Here is a 15,235-nt window from a genome sequence, read left to right as displayed (position 1 = left end):
CGCGCCGAGGGTGAACAGGTCGGTCAGCTTCAGATCCTGCTCCGGACGGACCATCCGGGTGCGAGCCATAACCACTCTCCTGGGCAGAGGTTATGAACTCCAGAATGGCGCGGGAGTGCTGTAAAGTCAACGGTATTGCGCCTTCGCGGACTGCGGCTGCGGACGGGGCCGGCGGGAGGCAGGCTGATTCGCCGAGTGGATTCGGGATGTGGTGCTGCTCGCCGGGTAAAACCCGGCGGTTGAAACCGCGCCTCGCAAAACACAAAGTCCGCCTTCGCGGACTGCGGCTGGGGACGGGTGTGAGTTCAGGAGTCTGCGATGCGCGACCGCTATTCACGGTTGTACGTGCACCTGATCTGGGCGACGTGGGACAGGCTCCCACTGATCGACGAGGAGATCCGCGCACCCGTCTACCGAGCCATCGCCGAGCAGGCGCGCCGTGCAGGATGTGAGGCGATGGCGGTGGGCGGCATCGCCGATCATGTGCACGTCCTCGTGCAGATGTCGACCGCGGTCAGCGTGGGCGACGTGGTGAAGAGCATGAAGGGTGGATCATCGCACTTGGCACCGAGGGTGCTGCGGCCTGGCGCCTTCTTCAAGTGGCAGGGGAGCTACGGCGCGTTCTCCATCTCCCGAACGCACGTCCCGGCCGTCTCCGCGTACATTCACAACCAGGAACGACATCACGCCGAAAACCGCCTGAGCCGCGCCCTGGAACGCGTGGGGTCGCGCTGACCCCTCCGCGCCCTCCGTCCAGTCCGCGGAGGCGGACTTCGTGTCTTTCGAGGCGCGGTTTCAACCGCCGGGCGGAGACCCGCCCGCCCCCGCGACCTTTACGTCCACACCGCTCCGCGGTTGCTCCCGCCTTACCCCCCGCCCTACCGCCCCGCGAGCGCCGCGCACCGGTGCTCCTCGAACTGGCGCGGCTCAATCTGAATGGTCAGGTGGTGCAGGCCAAAACGGTCGTGCAGCATGCAGTGCAGATCATACAGCACCTCCGACGCCGCGCGCCGCCCCGGCACCTCGTCCACCACCGCGTGCGCGCTCAGCGCATCCAGCCCGCTCGTGATGGTCCACACGTGCAGGTCGTGCACGTCCTCCACTCCCTCCACCTCCATCATCGCCCCGCGCACCGCCTCCACGTCAATGTGCCCGGGCGCACCCTCCAGCAGCACCGACACGCTCTCCTTCAGCAGGTCCCATGACGAGTACAGCACCAGCACGGCAATGGCGATGGACACCGCCGGGTCCGCCCACGCCCACCCGAACCCCCAGATCAGCGCGCCGCCCAGGATGGCCCCCACGCTCCCCAGCGCGTCCGTCAGCAGGTGCAGCCACGCCCCATGCACGTTCAGGCTCTCGTCGCGCCCGCCGTGCAGAATCAGCATCCCCGCCAGGTTCACCACCAGCCCGCCCACGGCGATCCCCATCACCGTCAACCCCATCACCGGCTCGGGATGGCGGAACCGCTGCACCGCTTCGGCAAAGATGAACAGCGACACGCCGATCAGCGTGGCCGAGTTGGCCAGCGCCGCCAGGATCTCCGTGCGGTGGTAGCCGTACGTGCGCCGCGCGGTGGCCGGCTTCTGCGCCATCCACGTGGCGAAGAGCGAAAGCCCCAGCGCGCCCACGTCGCTCAGCATGTGCCCCGCGTCGGCCAGCAGCGCGAGCGAGTTGGCCATGATCCCGCCCACCACCTCGGCCACCAGGTACCCGGCGGCCAGCGCGAGCGTCAGCTTCAGCCGGCGCGTGTTGGCGCCGGCCGCATGGCCATGGCTGTGCCGGTGGTGTCCGTGCCCGTGATCGTGTCCCGCGCCCATCGGTGTCGCGAAAGAGAAGGGGTGTCTGGCGGGCCGATTCCCGTGGTCCAATCAGCCGGTTTCCGTCATCCAACGAAAAAGGCGCGCCGGAGCGCGCCTCTGCAGTCCATCACACCGGAGCCGCGCCCGGCGGCGCGGACCGCAGCCGGCGCACCCCGCGGATGACCAGGAACAGCCCCAGCCCGATCATCACCATGCTCAGCGTCTGTCCCATGGTGAGCGGCCCCAGCACCGTGCCCAGCTTGTCGCCCTGGTCGGTGAACTGCACGTCGGGCTGGCGGAACAGCTCCACGAAGGAGCGGAACAGCCCGTACCCCAGCAGAAACATCCCCCCGATGGTCCCGTCCGGAAGGCGGATGCCGCGGCGCCGCATCCACCCGTACACGCCCCACAGAATCAGCCCCAGCACCAGCCCTTCCAGCAGCCCCTCGTACAGCTGCGAGGGATGGCGCAGCGGCACCTGCAGCCGCACCTGCTCCCACAGCCCGGACTCCCGCGCCGCGGCGATGGCCTCCTCGCGGCCGCGCAGCCCCCGCGCCCCCGCCGCGCCGATCAGCCGCGTGGCGTCGGGGTCCGTGGGAAAGCGCATGGCCCAGGGCACCGCGTCCGTCGTGACCCGGCCGTACAGCTCGCCGTTGATGAAGTTGGCCATCCGCACGGAAAAGATTCCCGGGGTGGCCACCAGCGACAGCCCGTCTCCCAGCCGCAGCAGCGGAACGCCGTGCTTGCGCCCGAACCAGGCCAGCGCCGCCACCGCGCCGGCCAGCCCGCCGTGAAACGACAGGCCGCCCTCCCAGATGCGGATGATGGCCGCCGGATTCGCGGCGAACTTGGGGAACTCGTAGAACAGCACGTAGCCCAGCCGCCCGCCCAGAATCACCCCCAGGATGAGCGCAAAGAGCAGGTCGCCCACCTGGTCCGCCGTCAGCTTCACGAACCCGCGCGCGGCCAGGCGCCGCATGAGCCAGTACCCGGCGCCGAACGCCACCATGAAACTGATCCCGTACCACCGGATCGCGAACCCGAACGGCAGATGCAGCGCCACCGGGTCGACGAAGGGATACGGGATCTCGATCAGGCCCGGCAGGGCCGCCGCGTTCACGGGAGCGAAGGAGGCCGCGGTCAGCGGCCCCCGGCCCGCGCCTGCACTTCGGCCAGGCGCATCTGCAGCACGGTGGCCTGGGGCGAGCCCTCTTCGGCGTCCGCCAGCAGCCGGGTGTAGATGGCCGCCGCGCCCTTGAAGTCGCCGCTCTGCTCGTGCATGAGCGCGGCCTGGCCCAGCGCTTCCACGCGCTGGTACGGGAGCGCCGCGAGCTCCGCCGCGCGGTTGTACGCCGTGATGGCGGCGGCGCGGTTGCCGGCCTGCGCCTGCGCGGAGCCCAGCATCATGGCGCCCTGCGCGCTCAGCGCGCCGCTCTTCTGCGACATGGGCTGCAGCACCTTGACCGCCTCGCCCGGCTGGCCCGCGTTCATGCGGATCTCGGCCAGCAGCAGGCGGGCCTGGTCGGCCTCCGTGGTGCCGTCGTGGCGCTTGATGAACTGCTCCACCTGCCCGGCGCCCGCCGCGGTCGCCACGGTGGGGTTCTGGCTGAGCGCCAGGAACTGCGTGGCCGCCGCCTCGTGGCGGCGCGCGCGGTCCATGCGGTAGTACACGTAGCCGATGGCCAGCACGGCCACGATCCCGGCGACGGTGAGAATCACCTTCGCGTTGCGCCGCGCCCACGCCGCCAGTTCCGCGGCGCGCAGGGCCGCGGCGTCGTCGGAGTTCAGCGAGTTCTGCAGCTGGCGGGAACGGGCGGCGGTGGACGAAGCCATGCGGGGACCCTCAGAGTCGATTGGGAGGACGGGACCGCGGCGTGCCGCCGGTGCCCGGAATGGACGCGAAACAGTTCCGCGCACGCCATCGTGGCGCGCGCGGAATCGCGTAAACCTATCGCGGGGTACGCCGTTGGTCAACCGGCGCCCCGCCCTTTCCGCACGGTCCCGCGCGGCGCGCCGTTGATCGCGGGGCGGGGGATGCGTACGTTGCCCGCTCCTCTGGCTTGCACCCCGGACAGGCGCGACGGTTGAAGATCCTGGTGGTTGGAAACGGCGGGCGCGAACACGCGCTCCTTTGGAAGCTGCGGCGCGACGCGCCCCACGCGGAGCTGTTCGTCACCGGCGGCAACGGCGGCACCGACGGGCTGGCGCAGTCCGTTCCCCTGGCCGCGGCAGAAATGCAGGCGCTGGCCGGCTGGGCGGAGCAGAACGGCATCGACCTCACCATCATCGGCCCCGAGGCGCCGCTGGCCGAGGGGATTGCGGACCACCTGACCAACCACGGCCTGCGCGTGTTCGGCCCCGGCAAGGACGCCGCGCGCATCGAATCGTCCAAGGCGTTCGCCAAGACGCTGATGGCGAAGTACGGCATCCCCACCGCGGACTTCCGCGTCTTCGAAAGCCTGGGCGAGGCGGAGGCGCACGTGCGCGGGTTGGGCGGCCCCGTCGTGGTCAAGGCGTCGGGCCTTGCGGCGGGCAAGGGCGTGGTGGTGTGCGACACCGCGGAGGAAGCGGCCGCCGCGCTGCGCGACACCATGGCCGGGGGCGCGTTCGGGGCCGCGGGCGAGCAGGTGGTGGTGGAGGAGCGGATGACCGGCGAGGAGCTTTCCGTCTTTGCCCTGACGGACGGGGAGAACGTGATCGCCATGCTCCCCGCGCAGGACCACAAGCGCGTGGGCGAGGGCGAAACGGGGCCAAACACCGGCGGGATGGGCGCCTACGCCCCCGTCTCCCCCGCCACGCCGGCGCTGATGGAGCAGGTGGAGCGCGACATCCTGCGCCCCACGGTGGCGGCGATGGCCAGGGAGGGGCACCCCTTTCGCGGGCTGCTGTACGCCGGGCTGATGCTGACGCCCACGGGGCCGCGCGTGGTGGAGTTCAACTGCCGCTTCGGCGATCCGGAAACGCAGGTGGTGCTTCCCCTGCTCCGCTCGTCGCTGCTGGAGCCCATGCTGGCCATCGCCCGGGGCGAATCCATCGCGGGAATGACGCTGGAGTGGCACCCCGGCGCCGCGGTCACGACGGTGCTGGCCAGCGGCGGCTATCCCGGCGACTACGCCACCGGCCTCCCCATCCACCTTCCGCCCGAGGTGGAGGGGATGGATGACGTCGTCGTGTTTCACGCGGGGACGCGGCGCGAGGCGGATGGAGCGCTGGTGACCTCCGGCGGCCGGGTGATGGCCGTCACCGCGCTCGCCCCCACGGTGGCCCAGGCGGCCGCCCGCAGCCGCGCCGCGGCGGAGAGCATCGAGTTCCAGGGCCGCCTGCTGCGGCGCGACATCGGCTGGCGCGAGGCCGCGCGGGAGGGGACGCATGCCTGAGCTTCCGGAAGTGGAGACCATCGTCCGCGACCTGTCGCACCTGCTTCCCGGCGCGCGGATCGGAAAGGTGGAGGTACTTCGTCCGGACCTGATCGAGGGCGAAGCGGCCGAGGCGTTCGCGAAACACCTGAAAGGGAAGCGGATCCGCGGCGTCACGCGCCGCGCCAAGAACATCGTCACCGACCTGGGCGGCGAGCGCCTGCTGGTGAACCTGGGGATGACGGGCCGCCTGCTCGTGGCGCGCGCGGACGAGCCGGACACGGGGCACCTGGGCGTGCGCATTGCGCTGGACGGCGGGCGCGAACTGCGCTACCACGACGCGCGGCGCTTTGGCCGGCTGTGGATCGTGGGAGAGGAGGCGTGGCGCGCCTGGGACGGCGAGCTGGGGGTGGAGCCGCTTTCGGACGACTTCACGGCGGAGTGGCTGCTGCAGGCGGCGGGGCGCTCGCGCGTGGCCATCAAGACCTGGCTGATGGACCAGGCCCGCGTGGTGGGCGTGGGCAACATCTACGCGAGCGAGGGATTGTTCCGCGCCGGGGTGGATCCGCGCCGCCCCGCCCACTCCATTACCGCGGAAGAGGCACCCCGCATCGTGGAAGGCGTCCGACGCGTCCTGACCGACGCCATCGAGCACCGCGGCACCACCTTTCTGGACTACCGCGATGCGCGCGGCGAGCGCGGCGGCTTTGCGGCACGGCTGCAGGTGTACGACCAGGAGGGCGAACCGTGCCCCGTCTGCGGCGCCCCTCTTGAACGAATCGTGCAGGGCGGACGGTCCACTTTCTTCTGCGGTGCCTGCCAGACGTGACGCCCATCGACTACTTTCGCGCCACCGTGTGAGCCGGATCACTGGCTTTTTTGAACTGCTACATTATACTTCGGACAAATCTTCGTTCGGCGACCCTCCCCTCCCCCCCGCCAGACCATCATGCAAGAACGCAAATTCCGGGTTCCGCGCCGCAAAACCCAGCGCCGCTGGCGTGTTCCGCCCGCACTCAAGCGCGGGGACGAGGTGTTTGAGGGACTGGGTGTTCTGGACGAGGTTTCGGGGGAGAGGGGACTGGTACTGTGGCAGTCGCTACGTGACGCACTGCTCTGGGCGGAGGCGCCCGAAGAAGAAAGGGCCGCACTCTTTGCGCCGGAAGCGGAGTCGCAGCGCATGGCCATGGTTCTGGCCTGCGATCCGGGCGAACAGCTGGAAGAAGCGCTGACCGTGCTGGCCCGCATGCTGGGCGAGCCCACCCGCATTCCCGAAGAAACCGTCGCCCTGGCCTGCCGCAGCATCGCGCAGTGGGCCGACGACGAGGGGATGCTGACCACGGCCCTTTCCTTCAGCCAGGCGGCCTCCACGGTTACGCCGGGCGACGCGGTGATCGCCTTCGCGGTGGGCAAGCTGGCCCGCCGCCGCGCCGAGTACGCGCGCGCCGAAACGTGGTTCCGCCGCTCCGTGGCGCTCTCGCGGCAGGTGGGCGACTGGGCCACCTACGCCGAATCCTTCGTGGGGCTGGGCCGGTTGAACATGCAGCGCGGCAACCTGCCGGGCGCGCGCCGGTTCCTTCTGCGCGCAGTTCGTGCGGCGCAGCGAAACAGCCTGCACACCATCGAGGGGATGGCGCTGCACGACCTGTTCGGCGTAATGGTGGAAGCCAACCGCCCGGACGAGGCGCAGCAGCTGGCCCGCGCGGCCTTTGAGGCGTACGGCCCGCGCAACCCCAAGCAGCTTCGCCTGGCGCAGGACGTGGCGTACTGGTGGATCACGCAGGGGCAGTTCGCCCGCGCGGTCCCCGTCCTCACCTCGCTGCTGCCGCACCTGCCGGAGCCTTCGGACCGGCTGATGGTGCTGGGCAACCTGGCCCGCGCGGCCGGCGGCCTGGGCGACCGGGCCGGCTTTCGCGAGGCGTGGGACGGCTGCCACGACCTGCTGGACAACGCGCAGGTGGACGAACGGGCCGCGCAGGGCATGCTGGACCTGGGACACGGCGCCGCCAGCCTGGCGCTGTGGGAAAAGGCCGAAACGGCCGCGCGCGAGGCGCTGGAGATCGGCGCGCGCCGCCAGGAGGGCAAGGTGCGGCTCTCGGCCGAGGCCCTGCTGGAGTCGGTTCGGCACCACCGCGTGGTGGATACGCGGCGCCGGCTGCCTTCGGCACCCGAGGCCGGTACCGCGCTGGCCGAAGATCTGGTGCGCACGCTGACTTCGGTGCACGCGTAGCCGCGGGCTGCGGGATTGCAGAAGGGCGGGGCCTCGCGGCCCCGCCCTTCTTTTGTCTGCATCCCGACGTCGCGTGGGTCAGCCGCCGCCCGAGCCGATGAGGCCGTTGTCGCGCAGCACCGGCGTGGTGGGTGCGGGATCGGTCGCCACGCTGGTGGAAGCGGGCGGGATGGCGGTGGTGTCGGCCGCCATGGGAACGACGGCGCGCGCTCCGCGCGTGCCCGCAGCCGCGGCCGGCTCCGTGGGGCCGTTGGAGCAGGCGCCCAGCGCGGCTATCAGCGTTGCGCCGAGCAGAACTCGAAACGTCTTCATCTGGTGAACTCCTGAAGCGGATGGGGCGGATGGGTGTTGGGGTGAAGGCAATGTAATGCTTCGAGCGCGTGTTCACTATGCCCTCATCCAACCAATATCGCTCCCTTCGCGACCTCCCTCGCCCCATCATGGGAAAAGCCATGGACGGAGCGCCCGGAATCCCCCCTTTCGGTCCAGCAATCCCGCCACTCACGCGTGAGCGAGCGTCCGCCATAACTCTCTTTTTCCGTCACCAATATACGAAATACGTGATCAGTCTGCCGCGCGGCATGCCTGGCCGCGCGCAGCCGCATGCAGCCCTTTCGCTTGCGCGGCGCGCAGACTAGGTTGGGCGGGATTCGGTTTTTGTTCTCCGCCGCACCCCTCCTGCAGGTGAAGTCCTCCACCCCCGCTCATCCGCTGCGCACCGTGGCGCGCGAGGCCCGCAACATTCCCGGCGTGTACCGCTGGCTGGGAACGGACGGGGAGGTTCTGTACGTGGGCAAGAGCAAGTCGCTGCGCACGCGGCTGCTCACCTACTTTCGCGCCGTGCGGGGCGAAAAGCAGCACCGCATCGTAGAGGGCGCGCATTCGCTGGCGTGGGACTACGAGCCCAGCGAGTTCGCCGCGCTGCTGCGGGAACTGGAGATGATCAAGCGGTTCCGCCCGCGCATGAACGTGCAGCACAAGCGGGACGGGCGGTACTCGTTCCTCAAGATCGCCGGGGCCAGCGCGCCGCGGCTGTACGTGGTGACCGCCGTGTCCGACGACGCGGCCAGCTACTACGGGCCGTTCCGCGGCGGCCGGCGCATTCAGGAAGCCGTGCGCGAGCTGAACGACCTGCTGGGGCTGCGCGACTGCCCGGTCAACACCCCCATCCGCTTTGCCGACCAGCCGGACCTGTTCTCGTGGGAGCACGCGCCCCGCTGCCACCGCTTTGAGCTCAAGCTGTGCCTGGGGCCGTGCGCGGGGCGGTGCGCCGAGACGGAGTACATGCGGCGGGTGGACCTCGCCCGGGCCTTTCTGGACGGCAAGGCCGACGAGCCGCTGCGCTGGCTGGGCGAGCGCATGCAGGCCGCGGCGGACCGGTGGGAGTACGAGTACGCCGGGCTGCTGCGCGACCGGCTGCAGCGGCTGGAGGCGCTGCGCGACGAGTTCGCGCGGCTGCGCGAGGCGCTGGACGGGCTCACCTTTCTGTACCGCGTCCCCGGCGTGGACCAGGACGACCGGGTGTACCTGGTGCGCCGCGGCACCGTGCGCGCGGCGGTTACCGCGCCCCGCTCGGCGGCGGAGAGGCGGCGGCTGGAGCGGCTGTGCGACGAGCACTTCGGGCTGCCGGAGCCCACCTCCACGCTGGTGCAGCGGCATCAGGTGGACGAAATCCTGCTGATTGCGCGGTGGTTCCGCGCCCGGCCCGACGAGTTGCAGAACACCGTTCCCCCCGCCCGCCTGGAGGCGCTTCCGCTCAGCGCCTGAGGGGGCGCGCGGGGCGTGGCATGGCCGTTGCGCCCGCCGGGCGCGGGCACCTGCCCCAGAACCACGCGCGCACGCAACCCCCGACGGAGCCGTTGATGCGGAGGTCCATCCGCCCTTTCCTGCTGTTTGCCACCGCGTTCGCGGTCTGTGCCTGCAATCGCGGCCCTTCCGCCACGGCCGGAGCCACGGCCGTGGACGACGACACGGCCGCCGCGCCGGCTGCCCGGTCGCCGTACGGCGCCACGGGCGGCGAGATCGTCCGCGTCACCCCGGTGGAGATTGAGGTCATCGACCTGCCCGAGGGATGGAACGGCATCCGCATCGCCGCGCTTTCCGACTTTCACCTGGGGATGTGGCCCGACAACGCCAACGTGGCGCGCGCGGCGGTGGAGCGCGCGCTGGCCGAGCGCCCGGACTTGGTGGTGCTGCTGGGCGACTACGTGGGGCGCGGCGGCGATTTCGCGGCGCTGGACCGCGTTCTGGCGCCGCTCAAGGGGCGGCCGGTGTTCGCGGTGCTCGGCAACGAGGACATGGCCGAGAACACGGAGGGCGAGCCGGACAGCATGGCCATCCTCACCCGGCAGGCGCTGGAGCGCAATGGGGTCCGCGTGCTGATGAACCAGCGCGTTCCCTTTGGCCGCAACGGCGACACGGCGTACATCGCGGGGATCGATCCGTACACGGCGCGCCGGCCGGACTGGCGCCGCGCCGAAACGTTCGGGGGCATCCCGGGCGGGGGGCGCACACCGGTGATGCTCTCGCACATGCCCGTTTCCGCCGCCACGCTGCCCACCGGTAAGTATCCGTCGATGCTCTCCGGCCACACCTTCTGCGGCGGGCTGGAGGTGCCCGGCACGCCGCGGCTCAGCTGGGTGAACACGGAGCTGTTTCCGCAGGAGACGGGCGTGGGCACCAACCGCATCTACCGGGTGCGCGGCAGCACGCTGTTCATCACCTGCGGCGTGGGATTCTCGTTCGTCCCCGTACGGTTCGGCGCGCCGCCGGAGGTGGCCCTGGTCACGCTGCGGCCCGTGGGCGGCGCGGCAAAGCGCGATTCGGCGTCCGCGCCCGCTCCGGTGAACGTGGACTCACTCATCCAGCAGTTCACGCCCGACACCACCAAGCGCGACACCAGCAAGGCGGAGGAAGAGGCGTAGCGCGCCTTGGACGGCTGAGCGGGATTTTGAGATCAGGGGCTGGCGCCGTGCGGGTGCCAGCCCCTTTCGGCGTTCGCTCAGTCGCTCGGGCACTCTCCGGATGCGGTAAAACGATCCGCAGTACTTCGCGATTGAGCAACCGTCGCGCAGAGCGCTTGTTTGCGTGAGGTGGCCATGTCGCGCTCACCGAGAGCCAGCCGTGGGAACGCTCAGTATTCGAGCGCGCCCGGCTCGCGTGAGGTGCCGCTTCCGTGGTGCACTATGACCTGTACACCCTCTGCGCGTGACGCCCACTCGGGGCGCGGGCTGAAGCGCTTCAGCCGGGCGGTATGCCGGACCTGGTCCAGGAGCTTGGGCTCGGGCACCGGCTCACAGAGGTGCGGAGTGGACGGAATGTATGCGGCGCATGTTGCTTCGGGATAGCGCACGCAACAAGAGCGCTATCCTGCCACCGCCCGTACGTATTGCGCGTGCGGCCACGCCGACGCATGACGCAACGACTCGCCAAGCCGAGATTCAATGGCGCTTGACGTTCGATGGGATGAGTATTATCTGGATTGGAGCGGTTCGGCTATGTGCCCCGAACCGTGGTGTTGGCCGGAAAGCCGTCCACTGAACAACCAGTTAGGCGCCGCCGGGACAGGCTTCGTGCCGCGCACTCGGCGCGGCGACAGGCATCCGCGCGAGGAATTCCGGGCCGAGGCATCCCTGGCGTGAGTCAACGCCGCGCACCAAGCGGGGACGCGCTCCGGCGAGCTCCGGTGTGGCGCGGCTGGGCTGATGCGGGCCGCTTGAACAGGCGAGTTCCAGGCGCGCCACGCCGGTGCGCACCAGCTCCGCGGCCCGTCGGCGCCACCACCCTCGGCGCGTTGTTCTGGTTCAGTGTTTGGGCTGGCTATCCGGCGCCTAACAATCGGCTGCAGTGGATGCGGGGCCGCGCATGTTTTCAGCCGCGCGAAAGGCTTGCGCGGCGGCCCCGCACCAATGACCCTTGGGCGTTAGGCGGCATGTACAGCTCCGCCAGAACTCTTCGCCCGAACCTACCATCCGAGCAGATGTACGACGATTCCTACTACGATGTGGCTCAAATCTGTCTGAATGGGCACGTCACCAATTCTAGCACTCGAACTCTTCCAACATCAGCGCCCGATTCTGTGCCGAGTGCGGAGAACCGACGATCACGCAGTGCCAGAACTGTAATGCTCCCATCCGCGGAGACTACTTTGTTCCTGGAGTTATCGCAGTGTCCCACTATTCGGCGCCGGCATTCTGCAACTCATGCGGAAAGCCCTTTCCGTGGACGCTCCGTGGTTTGGAGGCTGCCAAGGAACTCGTAGAAACCTTGGACACAATTTCGGCTGAGGAGAAAGCCTCGCTGAAGGAGAGCCTTGACGACCTTGTGCGTGACACGCCCCGCACAAAAGTAGCAGAGGCCAAGTACAAGAACATCATGAAGAAGGTGGGCCGCGAGGCTTATGATGGGATGCGATCAATTCTAGTGGACATCGCAAGTGAGGCGGTGAAGAAGTCGCTGTTTGGTCCCGGCGCGTAGAACTGCCGCCGAACAATCGGCTGCAGCGGATGCGGGGCCTTGCATGCTTCGGGCGCGATGAAAGTCTTGCGCGCCGGCCCCGCACCCCTGACCCTTGCGTCGTTAGGCCGCTCGTCAAGCGATTCGCGGCAGCCGCAGGTGATCGCCCCCGCGGCTGCCGTTCAATGTTGACGCAAGCGGTGCTACCCCCGCGCCCGGACCCACTCGTGCGTCATCCAGCGCCTCGCGCATGTTGCTGCCGAACTCCAGCATCGATCCCGCGACCAGCAGATCCATCGACGATGAGCCTCATTCGAGACAAGCTTACGGCCCAATTCCAAGCTTTAGAGTCGCTCGCTGCGGACGCTCCCGCGACCGCAAAGCGGAAGCGTGGTCAGGAGTTCGAGGTCTTCCTCCATAGCCTCCTCGCGGCGAGTGACTTGGCACCCCGTACGCGGTATCGTCCTGATGGAGAGGAAATCGATGGTTCGTTTGAGCTCGCGGGACGCGTTTACCTGCTTGAAGCCAAGTGGCATCGCGATCCGTTGCCAGCTTCCGCGATCTACGCGTTCAAAGGGAAGGTCGACGGAAAGCTTGCAGGAACGCTCGGTCTGTTTGTATCGGTTTCCGGGTACAGCGTGGACGCGGTGGAAGCTTTAACGCTCGGCAAGACGCTAAACGTCATCCTTGCTGACCGGGACGATATTATCGCCGCGCTCGCGAGCGAAGCAGGATTCGGCGGGGTACTCAGGGCAAAGCTTCGCGCTGCAGCCGAGGAGGGAGTTGTCTACTTCCCGGTGAGTTCGACTCAGTTGACGGTTGCGGCGGCAGCCGACCGCAGCGAGCCAAAAGCCACCGTTGAGGTCGCGGGCACCAGTGACGATCGTCCGACATCCCTCGTGATCATTTGCGAAGGACCGCGAGATGAAGCCGCCCTCACCATTCTCGCGGGGCGCATTCTCCAGCATGAGAATCGCGCGGGAGACGTACGTTTCGTGGTCGCAATGGGAAAGCACTCGATTCCTCGAGTGCTGAACACGATCAGGAGGTCCTTATCGGACACAGCTGCGTTTGCTGCGGTAGCAGACGGTGATTACGACCCGCGCGGAACTGAGCGTCTGATCGCGGAGCACCTGGAGGATCAAGCGGACATCATCGTAGTCGATCCGGGGCTTGAAGCGTGGTTCGCTCCATTCGCTAACGATCCCTCAATCCGGCTGGAAGACCGTAGAAGGTGGAGTCCGCGGAAGTGGGAGGCGATAGCGCAGGTGCCTGCCAAGGTCGACCTATCCAAACTTCTGTCGGTGCATCCGACATTCCAGCAGTTCTATGAACTGCTCGTTCGCCACTCGCGCGCTATCTAACAGCATTGCGCAGCCTAACAATCGGCTGCAGGGGATGCGGGGCCTTGCATGCTTCGGCGCGGGATGAAGGTCTTGCGCGCCGGCCCCGCACCCCTGACCCTTGCGTCGTTAGGCCGCGCTTCCCTAACCCCTGGTATTATCCTCTGCAACTTGGAAGACCTATCATCGAGGTCTGGGCGCAACAGCCTCGCGGGAAATATCGGCTGTTCGTCCATCTACCAGTGGAGGAGAGGTGCCGCGACCGCGCCTGCTCTATCAAGATTTTCGCTACCCCTAAACCAGGGCAGGCGTCTGCTGGTCACATTGGCCTCAGGATCAATGAGTGAGCGTCGGAGAGTAGTTCCTCGCACGGGGAATTCAGTCATCTCTAACTATTTCCCACCGAACTCACAGGACTTGGCACTCAGCGCGCCTGAGTCGCGATTCAGAAGTAGGAGTATCCGCTCGTATCCCGCGGGCGATGGATGGCAACCTCATTGGGGAAGGAAAGGCGCTCTATGCGAAGCGTGAACGATTCCCGAAGACTCATCCGGTGGATCTGCTCCTCCGTAGTAGTCATGATGATTTGGGCCACAGCTGGGACTGTGGCCGCGCAGGATCTCTCGGTGCAACTCGATCCCGAGATGTGTAAATCCAAAGGATTGCCGAAGGAATACTATGAGACGCTGATTAGTCGCCACTTTGCGAGCTTGGTCAGCAACGAGACGGGCGCGGTGCTCGGCAACTTCGCATCGCTAGACCTTAAAGACGGCACCGCCACCTTCGCAGGGACCACTATATTCTCTGGTGGGGCGGTGCTGGGTACACGTGTTACGGGCGGGGCGAGTGACGGGGTTGTGCCGATCCTTCGGGGCAACGACTTTACCCCGCGCTTGGCTGCCGGCGCGCAGCTTCATCTGCTCCGGCGCGGCGGCACGCAGCTACGGTGGGACCGCGGCTCCTGCTTTCGCTACCGAGACACGTTGATCTCGCTCCAGCGCGCGCACGACCTGCGGATGGTCGAGTTGAGGCAGAATTTCCCCTCAGCGGTGCGTGCGCTACAGAACCACCGACTCGTGCTACGGAAACGCGAAATGGAGGCGGCACGGGACTCGCTGCGGCGCCGGCTCACCGCCACACGCGGCTCACTGCAGCAGCAGCCTGCCGCCGCGCGAGACACGCTGCCGATCAGGAGCTATGAGCTTCGACTGGACAGCCTCGGTGTCGAACTCGACAAAATTACCGACGAAATTGCTCTCCGAAGCGCCGAACCCGACGCAGATACCGCCCAGATCCGGATGGACCTGGAGCGCCTGCTGGACACGCGGCGACGTCAGGCGCGGGACAGCCTTGACGTGACAGGTTTCACCTTAGCGTGGCTCTCGCTGGAGTACTCGGTTGAAAACACTGCCTTCCGCCTGTTTGACCCCGGCGCCGCAATAGAAAGCCAAGTCAGCAAGGGCTCTTACGCCACGCACTCTGTCGGCCTGCGCTATTCGCGGTATCACTTCTCCAATTGGCCCTTTGAGTCCCGTTTCTGGTCGGTATCGGCCAGCGTCTCGCAATCCCATAATCTGAGCGATCTAGACAAAGTCGAGATCACGGAGCGCCGGACTTTCGGCTCCGACTCTGCCGCACGCTTCGCAGAGACCAAGTACACCGCGTACCAAGGGGACTACAAGAGCGGACTCACTAAGATACGAGTCGCGGCAGACGTGTTCCAGTTCCTTTTCGAGCGGAATCAGGCCGCGCTGCACGTGTACCCATCCGCCGAACACAGTGACAAGAAGACAAGCTACAACCTGGGCCTTGGCTTTCTGATGAGCGCCCGCAACTCGGCTCAAGCGGCGAGCACCGTTAACGCGGAGATCTTTCTCGACCTGACAGACTTGACCAACGCCCGCGACTCTGAGGAGAGTCTATTCGGGAGAAGCGGAGTAGGGCTGCGTATCTCCTTCCCGATCAAATTTCGCCCGGAGATTTAGCAATGCCAAAGACTAAGAACTCGCTCTCGGTGGACCGGGTCAGGCACCGGTTTGTATGTCAGAC

The 15,235-nt window shown here is 67.7% G+C and carries 14 protein-coding genes; 9 read left to right on the top strand and 5 right to left on the bottom strand.

Translation table 11 applies throughout. The annotated features are described in order from the left end of the window. Nucleotides 1–318 precede the first annotated feature (318 nt). The gene (gene tnpA, locus VF665_RS19415) at nt 319–735 is read left to right on the top strand and encodes an IS200/IS605 family transposase (protein WP_331055116.1); all 417 of its coding nucleotides are present in this window, start codon (nt 319–321) and stop codon (nt 733–735) included. A gap of 143 nt (nt 736–878) precedes the next feature. Here the strand turns inward: tnpA and VF665_RS19410 are convergent, their stop codons facing one another. The 3 genes from VF665_RS19410 to VF665_RS19400 all read right to left on the bottom strand — a co-directional run bounded on the left by VF665_RS19410 (nt 879) and on the right by VF665_RS19400 (nt 3,635). Further along, entirely contained in the window at nt 879–1,820 is a 942-nt protein-coding gene (locus VF665_RS19410) for a cation diffusion facilitator family transporter (protein ID WP_331055115.1), read from the bottom strand. Between the two features lie 109 nt (nt 1,821–1,929). After that, nucleotides 1,930–2,922, bottom strand: a complete 993-nt coding sequence (lgt, locus tag VF665_RS19405) for a prolipoprotein diacylglyceryl transferase (protein ID WP_331055114.1) — start codon at nt 2,920–2,922, stop codon at nt 1,930–1,932. 20 nt (nt 2,923–2,942) lie between these two features. Continuing rightward, complete coding sequence (locus VF665_RS19400) at nt 2,943–3,635, bottom strand: tetratricopeptide repeat protein (RefSeq protein WP_331055113.1); 693 nt, start codon at nt 3,633–3,635, stop codon at nt 2,943–2,945. Nucleotides 3,636–3,886: 251 nt separating this feature from the next. On the opposite strand from VF665_RS19400, the gene purD reads away from it, so the two are divergent. The 3 genes from purD (at nt 3,887) to VF665_RS19385 (ending at nt 7,388) form a co-directional block, all read left to right on the top strand. Further along, a complete protein-coding gene (purD, locus tag VF665_RS19395) occupies nt 3,887–5,179 on the top strand; it encodes a phosphoribosylamine--glycine ligase (protein WP_331055112.1) in 1,293 nt (430 codons plus the stop codon). Then, entirely contained in the window at nt 5,172–5,987 is an 816-nt protein-coding gene (gene mutM, locus VF665_RS19390) for a bifunctional DNA-formamidopyrimidine glycosylase/DNA-(apurinic or apyrimidinic site) lyase (protein ID WP_331055111.1), read from the top strand. The genes purD and mutM overlap by 8 nt, the downstream gene beginning before the upstream one ends. Before the next feature lie 120 nt (nt 5,988–6,107). Further along, complete coding sequence (locus VF665_RS19385; protein WP_331055110.1) at nt 6,108–7,388, top strand: hypothetical protein; 1,281 nt, start codon at nt 6,108–6,110, stop codon at nt 7,386–7,388. 78 nt (nt 7,389–7,466) lie between these two features. Here VF665_RS19385 and VF665_RS19380 read toward each other — a convergent pair whose 3' ends face one another. Further along, nucleotides 7,467–7,700, bottom strand: coding sequence for a hypothetical protein (locus VF665_RS19380; RefSeq protein ID WP_331055109.1), 234 nt, complete (start codon nt 7,698–7,700; stop codon nt 7,467–7,469). 372 nt (nt 7,701–8,072) lie between these two features. On the opposite strand from VF665_RS19380, the gene VF665_RS19375 reads away from it, so the two are divergent. From VF665_RS19375 to VF665_RS19365, 3 genes are all read left to right on the top strand, one after another. Beyond that, nucleotides 8,073–9,155, top strand: a complete 1,083-nt coding sequence (locus tag VF665_RS19375) for a GIY-YIG nuclease family protein (RefSeq protein ID WP_331055108.1) — start codon at nt 8,073–8,075, stop codon at nt 9,153–9,155. A 191-nt stretch (nt 9,156–9,346) separates the two neighbouring features. Next, the gene (locus tag VF665_RS19370; RefSeq protein WP_331055107.1) at nt 9,347–10,312 is read left to right on the top strand and encodes a metallophosphoesterase; all 966 of its coding nucleotides are present in this window, start codon (nt 9,347–9,349) and stop codon (nt 10,310–10,312) included. A 1,138-nt stretch (nt 10,313–11,450) separates the two neighbouring features. Then, a complete protein-coding gene (locus VF665_RS19365; protein ID WP_331055117.1) occupies nt 11,451–11,864 on the top strand; it encodes a DUF2321 domain-containing protein in 414 nt (137 codons plus the stop codon). Nucleotides 11,865–11,978: 114 nt separating this feature from the next. Here VF665_RS19365 and VF665_RS19360 read toward each other — a convergent pair whose 3' ends face one another. Then, complete coding sequence (locus tag VF665_RS19360; protein ID WP_331055106.1) at nt 11,979–12,140, bottom strand: hypothetical protein; 162 nt, start codon at nt 12,138–12,140, stop codon at nt 11,979–11,981. A 5-nt stretch (nt 12,141–12,145) separates the two neighbouring features. Between VF665_RS19360 and VF665_RS19355 the strand changes: the two genes are divergently transcribed. Beyond that, nucleotides 12,146–13,207: a restriction endonuclease gene (locus tag VF665_RS19355; protein WP_331055105.1), complete on the top strand. Its 1,062-nt coding sequence runs from the start codon at nt 12,146–12,148 to the stop codon at nt 13,205–13,207. Nucleotides 13,208–13,812: 605 nt separating this feature from the next. Continuing rightward, on the top strand, nt 13,813–15,171 hold the full coding sequence (locus VF665_RS19350; protein ID WP_331055104.1) for a hypothetical protein: 1,359 nt from the start codon (nt 13,813–13,815) through the stop codon (nt 15,169–15,171). The last annotated feature ends 64 nt before the right edge of the window (nt 15,172–15,235 follow it).

This window comes from Longimicrobium sp., from assembly GCF_036387355.1.
In the GTDB taxonomy this organism is placed as follows: domain Bacteria; phylum Gemmatimonadota; class Gemmatimonadetes; order Longimicrobiales; family Longimicrobiaceae; genus Longimicrobium.
This window is presented reverse-complemented; position numbering and strand designations above follow the sequence as displayed.

Bases quoted from the DNA above. Each gene is read 5' to 3' on its own strand.
- tnpA (WP_331055116.1), top strand. From the start codon at position 319: ATGCGCGACCGCTATTCACGGTTGTACGTGCACCTGATCTGGGCGACG.
- VF665_RS19410 (WP_331055115.1), bottom strand. From the start codon at position 1,820: ATGGGCGCGGGACACGATCACGGGCACGGACACCACCGGCACAGCCAT.
- VF665_RS19400 (WP_331055113.1), bottom strand. From the start codon at position 3,635: ATGGCTTCGTCCACCGCCGCCCGTTCCCGCCAGCTGCAGAACTCGCTG.
- mutM (WP_331055111.1), top strand. From the start codon at position 5,172: ATGCCTGAGCTTCCGGAAGTGGAGACCATCGTCCGCGACCTGTCGCAC.
- VF665_RS19385 (WP_331055110.1), top strand. From the start codon at position 6,108: ATGCAAGAACGCAAATTCCGGGTTCCGCGCCGCAAAACCCAGCGCCGC.
- VF665_RS19380 (WP_331055109.1), bottom strand. From the start codon at position 7,700: ATGAAGACGTTTCGAGTTCTGCTCGGCGCAACGCTGATAGCCGCGCTG.
- VF665_RS19360 (WP_331055106.1), bottom strand. From the start codon at position 12,140: ATGGATCTGCTGGTCGCGGGATCGATGCTGGAGTTCGGCAGCAACATG.
- VF665_RS19355 (WP_331055105.1), top strand. From the start codon at position 12,146: ATGAGCCTCATTCGAGACAAGCTTACGGCCCAATTCCAAGCTTTAGAG.